Here is a 16,510-nt window from a genome sequence, read left to right on the forward strand (position 1 = left end):
GAAGAATATATAAAAAAGGAGAATGAGTAATGAAGAGAAGAGTATTGTGTATGTTATTGGTGTTGGCAATGGCGGTTACCTGCCTGGCAGGATGTAACAGAAAGAAATCCGTACGTGTGGTCATCGGTTCCTCATCCACCAGCGGGGACAGTTATCTGATAGCTGATACAGTAACACGTTATCTGGCAGAAGAGATGGGCTGGGATGCAAAGGTTGACCCGGTGGGCGCAGCAGAAATGTTCGAAATCCTCCGTACGGATAAGGGTAAGGGAGATACCATCGCTATCTTCCATGATATGACATACCTGGGTGTTGTTTTCGGTACATATGGCGAGGAATACGCCCTTGAGAATATGACGGTGGGACCAAGGGTGGCCCAGAACCCTGGCTGCTGCTTTGCTGCAAAGGCAGATGCCCCATACAACACGCTGGTAGAGGCTGCTGAATATTTAAAGGCGAATCCGGACGCTGAAATCCGCGTGGCCTGTGAGAATGGTTCCGTATCAACCCTGTGCTACCTGGCATACTATAACTGGGTGCTGGACAACTACGGACAGGAAGTTGCCGACCAGCTCCGTGTAATCGCTGCAGGCGTTACCTCTGAGAAACGCCAGATGTTATGGGACGGCAATGTGGATATCATCTTTGATGATTACTATGGCATCCAGCAGTATGTGGGCGTGGATGACAAGCAGCTGGCCATGAAGTGCGTGGGCCTTCTGGATGAGATTGAGGGCGCTGAAAATGCTCCTACCTATGCGGAACAGGGAATTACATTTAATGGCGAACCATTTGCACTGTCTAAGGATTTCCTTGTATATTACCCAAAGGATATTGACGCTGATTTTGCAAAGGCAGTGGATACGGCAGCTGCTAAAGTATGTGAAAACGAGAGTTTCAAGTCTGATATGGCTAAGCTGAATTACAGGGGCGCATACCTGGATTCCGCAGCTGCAAAAGACTTTATCTACAACAAGAGGACAGAGATGACACAGCTGATTGAAGCGTGTCCTGATTTCGACTACCTGACCCAGTAATAGATCCGCAAAGCAAGTAAGGCCGGGCTGGACACAGCCCGGTTTCAATTAAGGAGGGAAAGCTTGTGAAGCTTAAGATTATAAATTCAACATCGCACTGGGTCATGCCCAGGATTGTGATGGGGATTCTGGTGGTTCTTCTGGTTATCATAGGGATTCAGAGGCTGATTCATTGTAAGAAGACAGGGACACCGTTCATTCATTTAAAGAATTACCACTTCTTTAAACCCGGCTGGGATAAGGTAAAGTTTCTTGGCGGCATATTGATCTTCATCGCCTACATCTATCTGATGGAATTCCTCACATTCCTTCCGGCAAGTATCATCAGCATCTTCCTATTCAATGTCATCTTTGACAATGAGAGGACAAAGAAGAGCATGATTACATCCGGCGTCATATCGGTTGGTTTCTCGGTTTTTATCTGGCTTGTATTCGGAGTATTGTTCCGCATCACATTACCATAAAAGGAGGTTTCGATTATGTTTGGCATCATGAATATTTTAATGTCGTTCCTCGGAGTGGTAATCGGTATTATCTTCGGAGCGCTTCCGGGCATGACAGCAACCATGGCAATCGCGGTATTCCTGCCGCTCACCTATTCACTGGATCTGGGGCAGGCGCTCTGCCTTCTTCTGGGGCTTTACGTAGGCGGTATCAGCGGCGGCCTTGTACCGGCCATCCTGATTAATATCCCCGGTACCCCATCCTCCATCACCACCGGTTTTGACGGCCATCCCATGGCTGCCAGGGGAGAAGGGGAGAGGGCGCTTAAGATTGGTATCACGGTGTCCCTGATCGGCGGGCTTATTTCCCTGCTGGCCCTGTTCTTCTTCACACCGCCTCTGGCCAAGCTGGCCATTAAGTTCTCTGCGGTTGAGAAGTTCTTAATCATTGTATTTGCCATGACGGTGATTGCGGCCCTTTCAAAGGGGTCCATGACAAAGGGCGTGTTTGCCGGGTTCTTAGGAGTCCTGGTCACGCTGATTGGAAGGTTTTTTGACAACCAGCAGCTCCGTATGGTCCCCTCGTTCCTGACCGTGGAACTGGGAAGTGGTTTCCAGCTGCTTCCGGTGCTTATCGGACTGTTTGCCCTTTCCCAGATCCTTGAGGAAGCAGAGGCGGGCATGAAACGGAATCCCAAGATGGAAGGCGGCATTAAGGGCGGCGGCCGGAAGTTTTCCTTCTCTGATTTAAAGGGGCAGGGGATTAATACAATCCGTTCCTCGGCAATCGGGACATTTATGGGAATCCTCCCAGGCGTGGGCGGTTCTGCCGCATCCCTGCTGTCCTATTCACAGGCCAAGAACTTCTCCAAGCATCCGGATGAGTTCGGCAAAGGCTGTGTGGATGGACTGGTTGCATCTGAGGCAGCCAACAACGCGCTGACCGGCGGCGCACTGATACCGCTTCTGTCCCTGGGTATTCCCGGTGACAGCACAACGGCAGTCCTGGTAGGCGCATTCCTTTTGCAGGGCATCCAGGTAGGTCCCCTGTTCATCACCCAGAACCCGGACTTGTGGAGGGATATCCTTCTTGGCCTTGTGGTATGCAACATCATCATGTTCATCGTGATGTTCTATCCCATCAAGTATATAGCCAAGATTATCAACATTCCGAAAAACCGTCTTTACCCAGTGGTCATCCTTATGTGCGTGGTCGGCTCCTATGCAATCCGCAACGGCAACATGTTTGATGTATGGACCCTCCTGCTGTTCGGAATCGTGGGCTTTGTCTTCAGCAAGACAGGTATCCCGGCAGCGCCCTTCCTGATTGGCTTTATACTGGGGGATGATTTTGAGAAATATTTCATTGACGTACTTAAATCTTCCGAAGGCAGTTTTGCGGCATTTTTCAACCGCCCAATCGGAAATATAATCTGGGTCCTGATTTTGATTTCACTGGCCTATGCGTATTTTGACAACAGGAGGGCAAAGAAATTAGAGGCACAGGGCAAGGCTTAAGCTGCAGGGCTATAAGGACGGAGGTAACCAATGTTGAGCAAGACACCTGTAATAACTGATATGAAGGTCATTCCCTGCGCAGGATATGACAGCATGCTTTTATCCCTGAGCGGGGCCCACAGCCCCCTGTTTACCAGGAACATCGTAATCATCACGGATAATTCCGGCAGCACGGGAATCGGCGAGGTCCATGGCGGGGACGATATAACAAAAATCCTCGAGAGCTACATCCCACTTGTGGTGGGAAAGACAATCGGTGAATATAAGAGCATCATAAGCAGTATCAGGAATAACGGATATGTCCCGGGCGGCAATGACGGCCAGGGGCTGCAGAAGCTGGACCTGAGCAACCTGAAATTCGTGGTGCATGCAGAGACGGCAGTGGAATGCGCCCTGCTGGATTTGATGGGCAAGTTCCTGGGACTGCCTGTGTGCGAACTTCTGGGGGATGGGCAGCAGAGGGATGAGGTAGTAATCCTGGGATATCTGTTCTACTGCCAGGATTACACGAAGACAGACATGGCATACCTGGATGAGAGCGGTTCCGATGACAGATGGTTCCGCCTCAGAAGGAAGACCGCCATGACCACGGACCGTATCGTGGAAAATGCATATGCCATGAAGGAACGGTATGGATTCAAGGACTTCAAACTGAAAGGTGGCGTCCTGAACGGCTGGGAAGAGATGGAGACGGTCCGGGAGCTTAAGAAGAACTTCCCGGATGCCAGGATTAATATTGACCCCAATGGCTCCTGGACCCTGGAGCAGGCAATCGAATACTGCAGGGGAATGAAGGAAATCCTTACCTATATTGAGGATCCCTGCGGTGAGGAAAGAGGCTTCTCCGGCCGCGAGATCATGAGGGAGTTTAAAAATGCAACCGGCATCCAGGTGGCAACCAACATGATTGCAACGGACTGGCGCCAGTTCTACCATGCGGCCAGCCAGACAGCGGTGGACATTGTACTGGCAGACCCGCATTTCTGGACCATGAGCGGCTCCGTGCGCATGGGCCAGGTGTTAAATGACTGGGGCCTGACCTGGGGGTCCCATTCCAATAACCACTTTGATATTTCTCTGGCCATTTTTGCACACAGTGCCGCGGCTGCACCGGGCGGCATCACTGCGCTGGATACCCACTATGTATATCAGGACGGACAGTACCTGACAAAGAACCCCATGGAAATCCGCAACGGCGTGATTGAAATCCGCAAGGAACCAGGACTGGGCATTGAGGTTGACATGGACGCGGTGATGAAGGCAAATGAGCTTTACCGCACCCTCCCTTACGGGGACCGCAATGACGCGGCGGCGATGCAGTATCTGATCCCGGGCTGGAAGTTTGACCATAAGAAGCCTTGCATGGTGAGGTAGGGAGCATTCGTGTGGGTTATTCTAGAATGTAAAATGCAGACAAAGGATGCAGATGTGAAACATACAGATTAAGGATACGGAAGGTATTGCGTTCCCCCGCTGGTTTTAGCGCCGGGAATGCAATACCTTCTATATTTATGTGCCATACTTGACTTCTATAGTATTTTCATCTACAATTGAAAAACGTAAACAATACATGGAAGCAAGGGAAAACATATGGGAATCATAAAAGCAGCCAGACTGGTCTATGAGTATATCAGGCGCGACGAGGAAGAGAATATAGAAGAAGTGAACCGGGCCATTGACGGTTTGGATGTGGATATAGAAAAGGGCGGCTTTGTGGCTGTCCTGGGACATAATGGTTCCGGCAAGTCCACCTTTGCAAAGCATATAAACGGACTCCTCATGCCCACTGATGGAACGGTGTGGGTGGGGGACATGGATACAAAGGATGAGGAACACATCTGGGATGTGCGCAAGACGGCAGGAATGGTGTTCCAGAATCCGGACAACCAGATCATCGGCAATATTGTGGAGGAGGATGTGGGCTTTGGCCCGGAAAACATCGGCGTGCCCACAGAGGAGATATGGAAGCGGGTGGAGGAAAGCCTGAAGGCGGTGGGGATGACCGCATACCGCCTCCAGTCCCCCAATAAGCTGTCAGGCGGACAGAAGCAGAGGGTGGCCATAGCAGGCGTCATGGCCATGAAGCCGGAGTGCATCATCCTGGATGAACCCACCGCCATGCTGGACCCCAATGGCCGCAGGGAGGTCATTAAGACGGTCCATGAACTGAACCGGGCCGAGGGAATCACGGTCCTGCTGATTACCCATTATATGGAAGAGGCAATTGACGCGGACCGGATCATCGTGATGGACGGGGGCAGGATCGTGATGGACGGGAAACCTGCGGAGATATTTTCCAGGGTAAAGGAACTGAAAGCCTATGGACTGGACGTGCCCCAGGTAACGGAACTGGCCTATGAGCTGAAGGAGGCAGGCATGCCGCTGCCCGATGGGATCCTCACCAGGGAACAGCTGGTAAAGGAACTTATGCCGCTTTTAAAGATGGATTAGTACCACTTTGCACAAGGCGGACTAGGGTGTGTTTGAAAATTGCTTTCCGTCAGCTGTGCGTCCCACTTCGTGGGAGATTTGGTCCCGATGAGGGAGGCGTAGCGGGCTACGTTGACCGAATTGGGACCAAATATGCCGCGAAGTGGGGCGTGCAGATGGCGGGAATGAATTTTCAAACACACCCTAGGGACACTGCAGCCATTACTGCGTTGTTAAGGAGAGAACAGATGTCAATTAAAGCAGTTGATTTGAATTTTGTATATGGCGGCGGCACGGCGTTTGAGCAGCATGCCTTGTTTGATGTGAATCTGGAGATACAGGACGGGGAATTTGTGGGGCTGATCGGACATACGGGGTCTGGTAAGTCCACGCTGATCCAGCATTTGAACGGACTTATCAAGGCCAGCGCAGGACAGCTCTATTATAACGGGGAGAATATCTATGACAGCGGTTATGATATGAAGAAACTGCGGAGCAAGGTGGGGCTGGTGTTCCAGTATCCTGAGCACCAGCTGTTTGAGGTGGATGTCATGACCGATGTGTGCTTCGGGCCTAAGAACCAGGGACTTGGCAAGGAAGAGGCGGAGGCCCGGGCCAGGCAGGCGCTTGATCTGGTGGGACTGGATTCTTCCTATTACAAGCAGTCCCCATTTGAACTTTCCGGAGGACAGAAGCGCCGTGTGGCCATTGCAGGTGTGCTGGCCATGGAGCCGGAGGTGCTGATCCTTGACGAACCCACGGCCGGGCTGGACCCAAGGGGCCGGGATGAAATCCTGGACCAGATAGACCATCTTCACAGGGAGCGGGGCATGACCATCATCCTGGTGTCCCACAGCATGGAGGACGTGGCCAGATATGCGGACCGGCTGATTGTGATGAACCACGGACAGAAGGTATATGACGGTACGCCAAAGGAAGTGTTCCGCCATTACAGGGAGCTGGAGGCAATCGGCCTGGCGGCGCCCCAGATTACCTACCTGGTCCATGACCTGAGGGACAAGGGAGTGGGGATTGACGGGGACATTACCACGGTGGAAGAGGCCAGGGAAGCAATCCTGGCACAGTGGCGTAAAACAGCAGGCACCGGGGGAAGTAAATTAACAGAAAGCAGCAGGGATAAAGATGTTTAGAGAGATTACATTGGGACAATATTACCCGGTCGATTCCGTGGTCCACAGGCTGGACCCCAGGACCAAGCTTTTTGGCACCATGGTATTTATTGCATCCCTGTTCATTGCGGATAATATCTGGGGATATGTGATTGCCACCGTTGTACTGGCAGCTGCCATTAAGATTACAAAGGTGCCTTTCCGTTTTATTGTCAGGGGCCTGAAGGCAATCATGATCCTTCTGGTAATCAGCGTCAGCTTCAATCTGTTCCTGACAGACGGCCATGTCCTTGCCAGGTTATGGATATTTAAGATAACGGCAGAGGGACTGCGCCTTGCCTTTTTCATGGGGGTAAGGCTTGTCTACCTTGTAATCGGTTCCTCCCTCATGACCCTGACCACCACGCCCAACCAGCTGACGGACGGACTGGAAAAGGGGCTGGGTTTTCTGAACCGGGTAAATGTTCCCGTGCACGAGGTTTCGATGATGATGTCCATTGCCCTCCGGTTCATCCCTATCCTGGTGGAGGAGACGGATAAGATCATGAAGGCACAGATGGCCAGGGGAGCTGATTTTGACACGGGCAACCTGATTCAGAAGGCCAAGGCAATGGTGCCGCTCCTGGTTCCTTTATTCATATCGGCCTTCCGCAGGGCAACGGATCTTGCCATGGCCATGGAGGCGCGCTGCTACAGGGGCGGGGAAGGGCGGACCAAGATGAAACCGCTGCAGTACAGGCCGGCGGACCATGATGCTTATATGATATTTGCCCTGTATCTGGTGGTAATGATTGCGGCCAGGGTTTACCTGTAAGCCGCAGGAATCGATGACGGAAGGAAGAAGAACCCATGAAGCGAGTACGCCTTGTGGTTGCCTATGATGGAACCCATTATCACGGATGGCAGATACAGCCGGGAAAAGTAACCATAGAGTCCAGGTTAAATGAGGCACTCACCAGCCTTCTGGGGGAGCCGGTACAGGTCATCGGGGCCAGCCGTACGGATTCCGGCGTCCACGCCAAGGGCAATGTGGCTGTATTCGACACCAGCCACCGCATGCCTGCGGACCGGATATGCATGGCGCTGAACCAGCGTCTGCCCGAGGATATAAGGGTGCAGTCGTCAGAGGAAGTGGACCCTGACTGGCATCCAAGAAAATGCAGATGTGTCAAGACATATGAATACAGGATATTAAACCGCAGGATTGAGATGCCCATGCAGCGCTTTTACTCCCATTTCTGCTATTTTAACCTGGACCTGGAGAAGATGCAAAAGGCCGCAGGACTGCTGGTAGGGGAGCATGATTTTAAAAGCTTCTGCAGTGTCAGGACCCAGGTGACGGATACGGTGCGGACCATTTACAGCATTGAAGTAAAGCGTGATGAGGAGGACATGATCGGTATCCGCGTTACAGGCAACGGTTTCCTGTACAACATGGTGCGCATCATCGCAGGCACCCTGATGGCGGTGGGCATGGGACAGATTGCACCGGAGGATATGGGGGCCATATTGGAGGCCAGGGACAGACGGGCGGCAGGGCCCACGGCGCCGGCCAGGGGTCTGACGCTGATCCGGATGGAATACGATGGATAAAGTACGTTTTTACGTCATTTTTCCCGATTAAGTGGTTGACATCCGCGAAAGTATATTATATAATATAAAACTGTGACATTATTAGCAGAGAATACTCATCCAAAGCCCCGGAGTGAGTATTTGTAGATAAATACTTCCCATATTTATCATGCAAAAAGCGGGCATCCGTTGGATGTCAGGTGTATAACAAGATTGAGATTAACAGGAGGTTAACCAATGAAGAGTTTTATGGCTAGTCCAGCGACAATTGAAAGAAAATGGTACGTAGTTGATGCTACAGGATATACATTAGGACGCTTATCTTCCGAGATAGCAAAGGTTTTAAGAGGTAAGAATAAGCCGATTTTCACACCACACATGGACTGCGGCGATTATGTAATCGTTGTAAACGCAGACCAGATCAAGGTTACCGGCAAGAAGCTGGATCAGAAGATTTATTATAACCATTCTGATTACGTAGGCGGTATGAGAGAAACCACCCTGCGTGAGATGATGGCTAAGAAGCCTGAAAGGGTAATAGAGTTAGCAGTAAAGGGTATGCTTCCAAAGGGACCTCTGGGAAGAAGCATGTTTAAAAAGCTTCACGTATATGCAGGCCCAGACCATGAGCAGGCAGCACAGAAACCAGAAGTTTTAACATTTTAATGAGGATTGGAGGAAGAAAGTATCATGGCTAACGCAAAATTTTATGGAACAGGCAGAAGGAAAAAATCCATCGCCAGAGTATATTTAGTACCGGGTACAGGCAAAGTTACAATCAACAAGAGAGATATCGATGAGTATCTTGGTCTTGAGACTTTAAAAGTAATTGTACGTCAGCCTTTAGTTGCAACTGAGACCACTGACAAATTCGACGTACAGGTTAACGTCCGCGGCGGCGGCACAACAGGACAGGCCGGTGCAATCCGTCACGGCATCTCCAGGGCCCTTCTTCAGGCAGACGCTGACTTCAGGCCGGTTCTGAAGAAAGCCGGTTTCTTAACAAGAGACCCAAGAATGAAAGAAAGAAAGAAGTACGGCTTAAAGGCTGCACGTCGTGCTCCACAGTTCTCCAAGCGTTAATCTCGTTTTGGGACAGAATATGGCAGGACAAAACCTTCCAGGGGGATTCCCTGGGAGGTTTTTTTGTGGTATGATGGATGAAAAGGCGGACAAAAATCATCTCGAAAACCTGATTACCAGGAGATTCCGGGAGTGCACTGATATTTTAAGGAGGGAACAGTGAATCAACTATTTATTTCAGCTTTGACAATAGAGAAGGTCCGGCATTTGGAGGATATCTGCATTCCATTGTCTAAAGACAGAATGAAGCATCTGATATTTACCGGAAGGAATGGGAGCGGTAAAACCAGTGTTTTGGATGCCATGGCAGGATTTTTGAATGCGGTATCTACAACCAATGACCCTATGGAAGCGCAAGAGTATTTAAATAAAGATATAGATACTCTGGAATTATGGATTAAAAATGGAAAATCCGGTAATGAAATTTCAGATATAAGGAAACTCATAGAGCATTATAAGCTAAGGATAGAACAGGCAAAGCAAGGAATCAATATGCAATTGAATTATCCATTGAATGAGATACGCAGTATGTATGAAGCCGGTGGATATATCACGGCCTATTATAAAGCCGACCGTATATTCCACACTGAGATTCCAAGACATGTAGAAAAGGTGGAATTGAAGGAATACTATTCAATTTCAGATACGCCACGCCAGGATTTTGTTAAATATCTGCTGGATTTAAAGATGACCCAGGCTCTGGCGGCAACGGGAGGTAAGACGGAAAAGGCCGATGTAATCAAGACCTGGTTTAATAAATTTGAGGATTTATTAGGCAGGATTTTTGAAGATGGCTCCTTAAAGCTGAACTTTGATGAAGATACCTTTCAATTTACGATTTGTGAAACAGGCAAGGAACCCTTTGATTTTAACAGCCTTTCCAGTGGATATGCAGCGGTTTTGGATATCATTGTTGATATTATCATCCGTATGGAAAAGCGGACCGGCAGAAGCTTTAAATTCGAAATGCCGGGAATTGTCCTCATTGATGAAATTGAGACCCATCTTCATCTGGAATTGCAGAAGAGGATTCTGGATTTATTGACAACCATATTTCCCAATATACAGTTTATTGTTTCGACCCATTCTCCATTTATTTTAAACAGTCTGGAGAATGTGGTGATTTATGATTTGGAAAACCATCTGCTGGTGGAAGATGGCTTAACAGATGTGCCCTATGATGGAATTGTTGAGGGATATTTTAATGTGGATAAGATGTCCGCTATGTTAAGGGAAAAGTATGAAAGATATAAAATGCTGGTGAGAAAGAAAAATCTTTCCGATGAAGATATTGCTGAGATTGCTAAATTGGAAATATTTTTAGATGAAATACCGGATTATCTGGCCTTAAATATATCAACAGAGTATAAAGGTTTAAAATTAGACTTCGAAAGCCGGGAGGATTTATTGTAATGGTAAAGATAGAACGCAGTTATCCCGCACCGGAATCATTGTTAAAGGAGGCTGCGAAGATTAATGGAAGTTATGCCAAACCCGATGTGGTAGAAAGGCTGAAACGTGATTTTCATAATAAATGCTATATTTGTGAAATGAAGGAGTTACAGGACCCGCAGATAGAGCATCTGCTTCCCCATAAGGATGGCAGATATAAGGAAAGAAAATTTGATTGGGAAAATCTCTTCTGGGCATGTGGACATTGTAATGGTGTAAAAAACCAAAGTAAGTATGATGACGGTATATTAGACTGCTGTAAAAGGAATCCGGAGGAAGCCATTATCTTTGGTCTGAAAGAGGATAATGTCTCAGTCATTCCCAAAAATCAGGAAGACCCTGAAGCTGGGTTGACTGCCCGGCTTGTGGAAGAAGTATTTAATATGAGAAATACAGGGATGCGTATATACAAAAGTGAAATGCGGTTAAGGGCATTACAGGAAGAGATGAATGTTTTGTATACAAAATTGAAAGCTCACGCAGAGAAACCTGAATCCAAACAGATTATGCGGACATTACAGGTACTGCTGAAAAAGGAAATGCCATTTGCCGGGTTTAAACGGCATTATGTCAGGGAGAGGCTGGATGTTTTTCCGGAGTTATCTGAGTATGTCGTATAGTATCAGATGTATTAATATTGATTTATCAATAAGTGCATAAGTATAGGCGGATCCGGAGGAAATACAATGCGAAAAGAAGCGTCCATACAGGAGTGGAAGGATTTATACCAGGCTGCCACTAAAATTAAGGAACTTAAACCATGGGAACATTTCTGGGACATGGATCTGATTGGGATTCAGGAAGGAAATGAGGAGGATACCGTATTTTTCAGCGTTCTTGGCAGAGGGGGAGGCTGCTACGGCCTTGTTGCCTATGAAGGATATGAGGGGCTCAATGACTTCCTGATGCTGACCATGTCCGAATCAATGAATCTTTCCATGGAATACGCCATGTTCAGCCAGCACAACCTTACCTGCTACTGGGGGAACAGGGATGAACTGTCAGGGAAACAGAGGGAAATCATAAAGGAGCTAGGCTATAAATACCGGGGAAAGAACCAGTGGCTTTATTTCATGTCTTACTGTGCAGGATACTATCCATACAATTATGATCAGGACGAGGTACAAAGAATGACCAGGTATCTTGGACGGCTGGCAGATGCGCTGGAATATTACCAGGCCCATGATATGGATGGGGATTTTGAAAATGCCAATATGTATTTATACTCTTATGACAGGAAGATGGGGCAATGGGGTGGACAGATACAGGGACTTCCATTTACCATGTACCGGTTCAATAACCTGATTATCACGGATGATAAGCTGATGGAAGAGCTTTCCCGGGCGCCCAGGAACCAATATATCCTGGAGGCTGATATATCATATTTAGGCGCCCAGGTCAGTGATAAAATGTATGAGCGCTCTGCCAATCCGCCTTTGTGTCTGATTGTGGAGGCTGCGTCGGAGATGATCCTAAAAGCGGATATGCTGGATCCGGAGGAGGACCCCAATGTGGCGCTGGCAGAGAATTTAATCGGTTTTATCATGGAACACGGAGCCCCAAAGGAAATACGGGTCACCAATGTGATAATGGAGGCAGTGCTTGAACATCTCTGTGAAGCAGCCGGAATCAGGCTGAGAAGGGTGAGACGCCTGGCCGGGCTGGATGGTCTCAGGGAAGGGATGGCCCGGTTCATGTAAAAATAAAAATACCCCTGGGCACTGACAGGCCACAGGGGTATTTTTGGTTGTGTGATGATGCAATCTATTAACGTACCCCGAATTTGGTACCGCGTCTGATTGTGCCGTTACTGTTCCATTCCGTGTAGACGTATGGGCCGCCATCGGTGGTTCCGTTCTCAGTAAATTCGTGGGAGCTGCCGTTTAAGGTGCGGTTGCCGGTCTGAAGCTTCAGGCTGTTGTTGTCAAAATAGTAGACATTGCCATTGATTTTCATCAGGCCGCCCTGAAGTTCGCCGGTATCAGCCGCATAATACCATGTCCCGTCTTTCTGGATCCATCCGGTCCTCATGATCTGGTCAGCGCCAAAGAAGAACCAGTGGTTCTTATAGTTGACCCAGTTGTTGGTGCAGTAGTCACCGGAGCCCCACTGATATTTCATACCCTGTGATGTGCTTACGAAACCAGCTGCAAATGATGTCATAGCGCTTCCTGCTGCCAGGGCCAGGGTCAGGGCAGCTGTTGCTAAATATTTCTTTCTCATGAAAATTCCCTCCTTGCAAAACCTATTAAATGTATTTGTTTTCGATAGCTGAATTCTACACCCTGGAGTTGCTCCAAGGTCAATACAGTTAATGTATTTGTAAGGAAAATGGAAATTTAACGTAACTTTGTAAAAGCCTGTAAAACAGCTAGATCCAACCGCCGTCCAGCCCTATGACCTGGCCTGTAAGGTAGGATTCCTTATAGCCGAGATGGTATACCAGGTCGGCCACCTCCTCTGCCTTCCCAAGCCTTCCTGAGGGAATCTCCTCCACCAGGGAGATGAGTTCGTCCTCCTCCATCCACTGGTTCATCTCCGTGTCAATGGCCCCGCAGGCCACTGCGTTTACCTGTATGTTGCTGGGGGCCAGCTCCTTGGCCAATGCCCTGGTAAGCGCGTTAATGCCGCCCTTGGTGGCTGAATAAGCCGTCTCACAGGACGCTCCCACCACACCCCATACAGAGGAGATGTTGATGATCTTGCCCTGCTTCTGCTGGAGCATATAGGGAATGGCCAGCTTGCAGCAGTTGAATACAGAGGTCAGGTTGGTGCAGAGCATCCGTTCCCAGTCCTGGGAAGACATGTCCTGTAATAGTCCTATATAGGAAATGCCGGCATTATTCACCAGCACGTCGATGCCCCCGAACTGGGTCCTGATTTTCCCGAACAGCTCCTCGCAGCACTGCATGTTACCCATATCGCCCTTATAAGCAAGGCAGGGGACCTGGAATCCTTCAATCTCCTTCTGGGTCTGTAAGAGCCTGTCTTCCCTGTGGACGCAGCTGATGGCTACGTTATAGCCCTTTTTGGCGAATTTGACCGCAATGGCCTTTCCGATGCCCCGAGATGCCCCGGTGACAAGTACTGTTTTACGTGGCATATAGACACACATCCTTTCTGTCATACACTGTATCTATATTTTATCACATCCTTCCTACAATTGTAAGAAATTGAATTGTAATATGTTAAATATCTGTGATATAATAATTACAAATCGGTCAAAATACTAAAATAATGAAACTTAGATAAGGAAAAGGTAGAGACATGGAACATATTTATGATTTGGTAATCATCGGCTCGGGTCCGGCGGGACTTGCCGCAGCAGTCTATGCCCAGAGGGCAAGGCTTGATACACTTGTGATTGAGAAGGCCATGGTCAGCGGAGGCCAGGTGCTCACTACCTACGAGGTGGACAATTATCCCGGTCTGCCCGGTATCGGCGGATACGACCTGGGACTTAAGTTCCGGGAGCATGCGGACCAGCTGGGAGCAGCCTTTGCAGAGGATGATGTGGTAAGGATTGAGGACCAGGGGAAAATTAAGCGGGTGGTATGCGGACATGAGACCTATGAAGCCAGGACCCTCATACTTGCCACAGGAGCTGTCCACAGGAAGCTTGGCATACCTGGCGAGGAGGAACTGGCAGGGGCGGGTGTGTCCTACTGTGCAACCTGCGACGGGGCATTTTTCCGCAACAAGGTAACTGCTGTCATTGGCGGCGGGGACGTGGCTGTGGAGGATGCAATCTTCCTGGCCCGCATGTGCAGCAAGGTGTACCTGATTCATAGAAGGCATGAGCTGAGGGCCGCCAAGAGCCTTCAGGAGACACTCCTTGGCCTTGAGAACGTGGAAGTGGTTTGGGATACGGTTGCGGATTGCATCAACGGCGAGGGCATGGTAAAGAGCCTGTCCGTAACCAATGTGAAGACCGGGGAGAAGACGGACCTGGATGTCCAGGGCGTGTTCATCGCGGTGGGCATTTCCCCGGAGAGCAAGGCCTTTGAGGGGATTGTGGACATGGACCACGGATATATCAAGGCCGGAGAAGACGGAGTGACATCTGTTCCCGGTATCTTTGCGGCCGGGGATGTGAGGACCAAACCCCTGCGCCAGATCATTACGGCGGCGGCGGACGGCGCCAATGCAGTTACCAGTGTGGAACGGTACCTGATAGAGAACTAGGGGGTTGCAGAGCAGATGAAGAAGTGGAAGAGAATACTGGCTGTCAGCGGTCTGTGCAGCTGCGCATTTGCAGCGCCTGCCCTGGCATCAACCAATCTGGAGACCGGTTCTTCCCTTGCAGGTATCTCCGTGGCGCTGAATAATTTCTATGCAGGCAACACGGAGCCTGAAAAGCAGCTGGCGTCCATCTATTCTGATATGGAAACCAGGACTGCGAAGAATCAGGGGAACGGTTCTGGCAGTAATAAAGGTGCGTCTTCTGGTAATGGTTCGGCTTCTTCAGGTTCAGGAACCCAGGCGGCCGCACAGACACAGGCAGCACCCAAGGAAACCAAGGCGGCAAAACCCAAGTCATCTCCATATGATAACATAGCTGTCTCCAAGGTCAATGGATCCGTGAACATCAGGACCGATGCCAATACCAGCAGCGGTGTTGCGGGTAAGATATACAACGATTCAGCGGCAACCATCCTGGGTACCGTGGATGGAGAGGGAGGCAAGTGGTATAAGATACAGTCCGGTTCCGTTACCGGCTACATAAAGGCAGAGTATTTTGTGACAGGTGAGCAGGCAGAGGCAAAGGCCAGACAGGTGGGGACCACCTACGGTACGATTGTGGGTACGCCCAGCCTGCGTCTGCGGGATACCCCTAACCTGGAGGGCAAGACCCTGACCCTTCTCTCTGAGGGCGCCCATTATGTGGTTACGGGAGAAGAAGGGGACTTCCTGAAGGTTTCCGTGGACTCGGACCTGGAAGGATATGTGTTCAAGGAATATATGAAGACCAGCGTGGAGTTTAACAAGGCCGTGTCCGTGGAAGAGGAGAAGGCTAAGGAAGCAGAGGAGGCCAAGCGCAAGGAGGAGGCTGAAAAGGCCCTGAAGGCCCTGGAAGACGCTAAGAAGAAAGAATCTGAGAAAAAGACTACTGCAGCTTCCACAAAGGCTGAGAAGACCACGGAAGCGCCTACCACTGCAGCGCCTAAGAAGGAAGAGGGCAAGCCCACGGATCCTGTAATCCAGACCATTGCAGCCAATCCGGAGAATGGAAAGGATGCCACGGTGGCAGCGCCCACAACCCAGAAGGAGACAGAGGGAAGCCAGTCCAAGGGACCAGGAGGCGGCGGAAGTCCTTCCTCAGAGGTGGTATCGGCCACCAGGAATGCGGTGGTGGCGTATGCCAAGCAGTTCTTAGGCAATCCATATGTGTACGGAGGGACAAGCCTTACAAGCGGCGCGGACTGTTCCGGATTTACCCAGAGCGTATTCGCCCATTTCGGTATAAGTACGGGCAGGAGTTCCAGGGACCAGGCGGCCAGGGGAAAGGTGATTCCTGTGAGCGATGTAAAGCCGGGCGACCTGCTGTTCTACGCCAGCGGCGATTATATCAACCATGTGGCCATATACATAGGAGGCGGTCAGATCATCCACTCCAGTACTCCTGCGACCGGTATCTGCATTGCGCCTTCCAATTACAGGACGCCATGCAAGGCTGTTACGTTCCTGGATTAGGGAAGTGCGGGGGCCGGGATATGGGGCCGGGATATGGAGCTGGTACATAAAGATGGTATTGATTGACAGATTACCCACAGATAAAAGGGATCATGCACGGTTTACGGTGCATGGTCCCTTTTTAGGTCCGGCAGCTTTTGACCAAATGCTT

At 49.7% G+C, this 16,510-nt stretch carries 17 protein-coding genes and 1 pseudogene; 15 read left to right on the top strand and 3 right to left on the bottom strand.

What is annotated here, in order from left to right; all coding sequences use genetic code 11:
• The first annotated feature begins 29 nt into the window (after window positions 1–29).
• The 5 genes from MCJ35_RS29845 (at window position 30) to MCJ35_RS29865 (ending at window position 5,449) form a co-directional block, all read left to right on the top strand.
• Complete coding sequence (locus tag MCJ35_RS29845; RefSeq protein ID WP_008726459.1) at window positions 30–1,037, top strand: type 2 periplasmic-binding domain-containing protein; 1,008 nt, start codon at window positions 30–32, stop codon at window positions 1,035–1,037.
• Window positions 1,038–1,102: 65 nt separating this feature from the next.
• Window positions 1,103–1,501, top strand: a complete 399-nt coding sequence (locus MCJ35_RS29850) for a tripartite tricarboxylate transporter TctB family protein (protein WP_008726460.1) — start codon at window positions 1,103–1,105, stop codon at window positions 1,499–1,501.
• Window positions 1,502–1,516: 15 nt separating this feature from the next.
• Window positions 1,517–2,998: a tripartite tricarboxylate transporter permease gene (locus MCJ35_RS29855; protein ID WP_008726461.1), complete on the top strand. Its 1,482-nt coding sequence runs from the start codon at window positions 1,517–1,519 to the stop codon at window positions 2,996–2,998.
• A gap of 30 nt (window positions 2,999–3,028) precedes the next feature.
• A complete protein-coding gene (locus tag MCJ35_RS29860; protein ID WP_025483869.1) occupies window positions 3,029–4,372 on the top strand; it encodes an enolase C-terminal domain-like protein in 1,344 nt (447 codons plus the stop codon).
• 216 nt (window positions 4,373–4,588) lie between these two features.
• The gene (locus MCJ35_RS29865; RefSeq protein ID WP_025483868.1) at window positions 4,589–5,449 is read left to right on the top strand and encodes an energy-coupling factor transporter ATPase; all 861 of its coding nucleotides are present in this window, start codon (window positions 4,589–4,591) and stop codon (window positions 5,447–5,449) included.
• Here MCJ35_RS29865 and MCJ35_RS32435 read toward each other — a convergent pair.
• Window positions 5,446–5,631, bottom strand: coding sequence for a DUF6783 domain-containing protein (locus MCJ35_RS32435; RefSeq protein ID WP_329602254.1), 186 nt, complete (start codon window positions 5,629–5,631; stop codon window positions 5,446–5,448). The two genes, MCJ35_RS29865 and MCJ35_RS32435, sit on opposite strands and share 4 nt — an antisense overlap.
• Here MCJ35_RS32435 and MCJ35_RS29870 point away from each other — a divergent pair.
• The 8 genes and pseudogenes from MCJ35_RS29870 to MCJ35_RS29905 all read left to right on the top strand — a co-directional run.
• Window positions 5,542–6,579, top strand: a pseudogene (locus tag MCJ35_RS29870) (energy-coupling factor transporter ATPase); the annotation flags it as partial. The gene MCJ35_RS32435 and the pseudogene MCJ35_RS29870 sit on opposite strands and share 90 nt — an antisense overlap.
• The gene (locus MCJ35_RS29875; protein WP_008726465.1) at window positions 6,572–7,372 is read left to right on the top strand and encodes an energy-coupling factor transporter transmembrane component T family protein; all 801 of its coding nucleotides are present in this window, start codon (window positions 6,572–6,574) and stop codon (window positions 7,370–7,372) included. The pseudogene MCJ35_RS29870 and the gene MCJ35_RS29875, both read left to right, overlap by 8 nt.
• 35 nt (window positions 7,373–7,407) lie before the next feature.
• The gene (gene truA / locus MCJ35_RS29880; RefSeq protein WP_025483865.1) at window positions 7,408–8,151 is read left to right on the top strand and encodes a tRNA pseudouridine(38-40) synthase TruA; all 744 of its coding nucleotides are present in this window, start codon (window positions 7,408–7,410) and stop codon (window positions 8,149–8,151) included.
• 216 nt (window positions 8,152–8,367) lie between these two features.
• The gene (rplM, locus tag MCJ35_RS29885) at window positions 8,368–8,796 is read left to right on the top strand and encodes a 50S ribosomal protein L13 (protein ID WP_008726467.1); all 429 of its coding nucleotides are present in this window, start codon (window positions 8,368–8,370) and stop codon (window positions 8,794–8,796) included.
• Window positions 8,797–8,820: 24 nt separating this feature from the next.
• Complete coding sequence (rpsI, locus tag MCJ35_RS29890; RefSeq protein ID WP_008726468.1) at window positions 8,821–9,213, top strand: 30S ribosomal protein S9; 393 nt, start codon at window positions 8,821–8,823, stop codon at window positions 9,211–9,213.
• A 303-nt stretch (window positions 9,214–9,516) separates the two neighbouring features.
• On the top strand, window positions 9,517–10,626 hold the full coding sequence (locus tag MCJ35_RS29895) for an AAA family ATPase (protein ID WP_240299749.1): 1,110 nt from the start codon (window positions 9,517–9,519) through the stop codon (window positions 10,624–10,626).
• On the top strand, window positions 10,626–11,285 hold the full coding sequence (locus tag MCJ35_RS29900; RefSeq protein ID WP_025483861.1) for an HNH endonuclease family protein: 660 nt from the start codon (window positions 10,626–10,628) through the stop codon (window positions 11,283–11,285). Before MCJ35_RS29895 ends, MCJ35_RS29900 begins: the two co-directional genes overlap by 1 nt.
• A 66-nt stretch (window positions 11,286–11,351) precedes the next feature.
• Window positions 11,352–12,365, top strand: a complete 1,014-nt coding sequence (locus tag MCJ35_RS29905; RefSeq protein WP_025483860.1) for a DUF7309 domain-containing protein — start codon at window positions 11,352–11,354, stop codon at window positions 12,363–12,365.
• Between the two features lie 67 nt (window positions 12,366–12,432).
• Here MCJ35_RS29905 and MCJ35_RS29910 read toward each other — a convergent pair whose 3' ends face one another.
• Together MCJ35_RS29910 and ymfI are read right to left on the bottom strand one after the other, a co-directional pair.
• Window positions 12,433–12,888: a hypothetical protein gene (locus tag MCJ35_RS29910; protein WP_008726473.1), complete on the bottom strand. Its 456-nt coding sequence runs from the start codon at window positions 12,886–12,888 to the stop codon at window positions 12,433–12,435.
• A gap of 148 nt (window positions 12,889–13,036) precedes the next feature.
• The gene (gene ymfI / locus MCJ35_RS29915) at window positions 13,037–13,768 is read right to left on the bottom strand and encodes an elongation factor P 5-aminopentanone reductase (RefSeq protein WP_025483859.1); all 732 of its coding nucleotides are present in this window, start codon (window positions 13,766–13,768) and stop codon (window positions 13,037–13,039) included.
• Between the two features lie 164 nt (window positions 13,769–13,932).
• Here ymfI and trxB point away from each other — a divergent pair, with 164 nt between their 5' ends.
• Together trxB and MCJ35_RS29925 are read left to right on the top strand one after the other, a co-directional pair.
• On the top strand, window positions 13,933–14,850 hold the full coding sequence (trxB, locus tag MCJ35_RS29920) for a thioredoxin-disulfide reductase (RefSeq protein WP_008726476.1): 918 nt from the start codon (window positions 13,933–13,935) through the stop codon (window positions 14,848–14,850).
• Window positions 14,851–14,865: 15 nt separating this feature from the next.
• Complete coding sequence (locus tag MCJ35_RS29925; protein ID WP_025483858.1) at window positions 14,866–16,359, top strand: C40 family peptidase; 1,494 nt, start codon at window positions 14,866–14,868, stop codon at window positions 16,357–16,359.
• The last annotated feature ends 151 nt before the right edge of the window (window positions 16,360–16,510 follow it).

The sequence above is a fragment of the Enterocloster sp. OA13 genome (assembly GCF_022440595.1).
Lineage (GTDB): Bacteria > Bacillota > Clostridia > Lachnospirales > Lachnospiraceae > Enterocloster > Enterocloster hominis.

Excerpts from the sequence above, each read along its gene's own strand:
- ymfI (WP_025483859.1), bottom strand. The coding sequence starts at position 13,768 with ATGCCACGTAAAACAGTACTTGTCACCGGGGCATCTCGGGGCATCGGA.
- MCJ35_RS29905 (WP_025483860.1), top strand. The coding sequence starts at position 11,352 with ATGCGAAAAGAAGCGTCCATACAGGAGTGGAAGGATTTATACCAGGCT.
- MCJ35_RS29895 (WP_240299749.1), top strand. The coding sequence starts at position 9,517 with ATGGCAGGATTTTTGAATGCGGTATCTACAACCAATGACCCTATGGAA.
- MCJ35_RS29875 (WP_008726465.1), top strand. The coding sequence starts at position 6,572 with ATGTTTAGAGAGATTACATTGGGACAATATTACCCGGTCGATTCCGTG.
- truA (WP_025483865.1), top strand. The coding sequence starts at position 7,408 with ATGAAGCGAGTACGCCTTGTGGTTGCCTATGATGGAACCCATTATCAC.
- MCJ35_RS29910 (WP_008726473.1), bottom strand. The coding sequence starts at position 12,888 with ATGAGAAAGAAATATTTAGCAACAGCTGCCCTGACCCTGGCCCTGGCA.
- MCJ35_RS29925 (WP_025483858.1), top strand. The coding sequence starts at position 14,866 with ATGAAGAAGTGGAAGAGAATACTGGCTGTCAGCGGTCTGTGCAGCTGC.
- trxB (WP_008726476.1), top strand. The coding sequence starts at position 13,933 with ATGGAACATATTTATGATTTGGTAATCATCGGCTCGGGTCCGGCGGGA.
- MCJ35_RS29845 (WP_008726459.1), top strand. The coding sequence starts at position 30 with ATGAAGAGAAGAGTATTGTGTATGTTATTGGTGTTGGCAATGGCGGTT.
- rplM (WP_008726467.1), top strand. The coding sequence starts at position 8,368 with ATGAAGAGTTTTATGGCTAGTCCAGCGACAATTGAAAGAAAATGGTAC.
- MCJ35_RS29860 (WP_025483869.1), top strand. The coding sequence starts at position 3,029 with ATGTTGAGCAAGACACCTGTAATAACTGATATGAAGGTCATTCCCTGC.
- MCJ35_RS29865 (WP_025483868.1), top strand. The coding sequence starts at position 4,589 with ATGGGAATCATAAAAGCAGCCAGACTGGTCTATGAGTATATCAGGCGC.
- MCJ35_RS29855 (WP_008726461.1), top strand. The coding sequence starts at position 1,517 with ATGTTTGGCATCATGAATATTTTAATGTCGTTCCTCGGAGTGGTAATC.
- rpsI (WP_008726468.1), top strand. The coding sequence starts at position 8,821 with ATGGCTAACGCAAAATTTTATGGAACAGGCAGAAGGAAAAAATCCATC.
- MCJ35_RS29900 (WP_025483861.1), top strand. The coding sequence starts at position 10,626 with ATGGTAAAGATAGAACGCAGTTATCCCGCACCGGAATCATTGTTAAAG.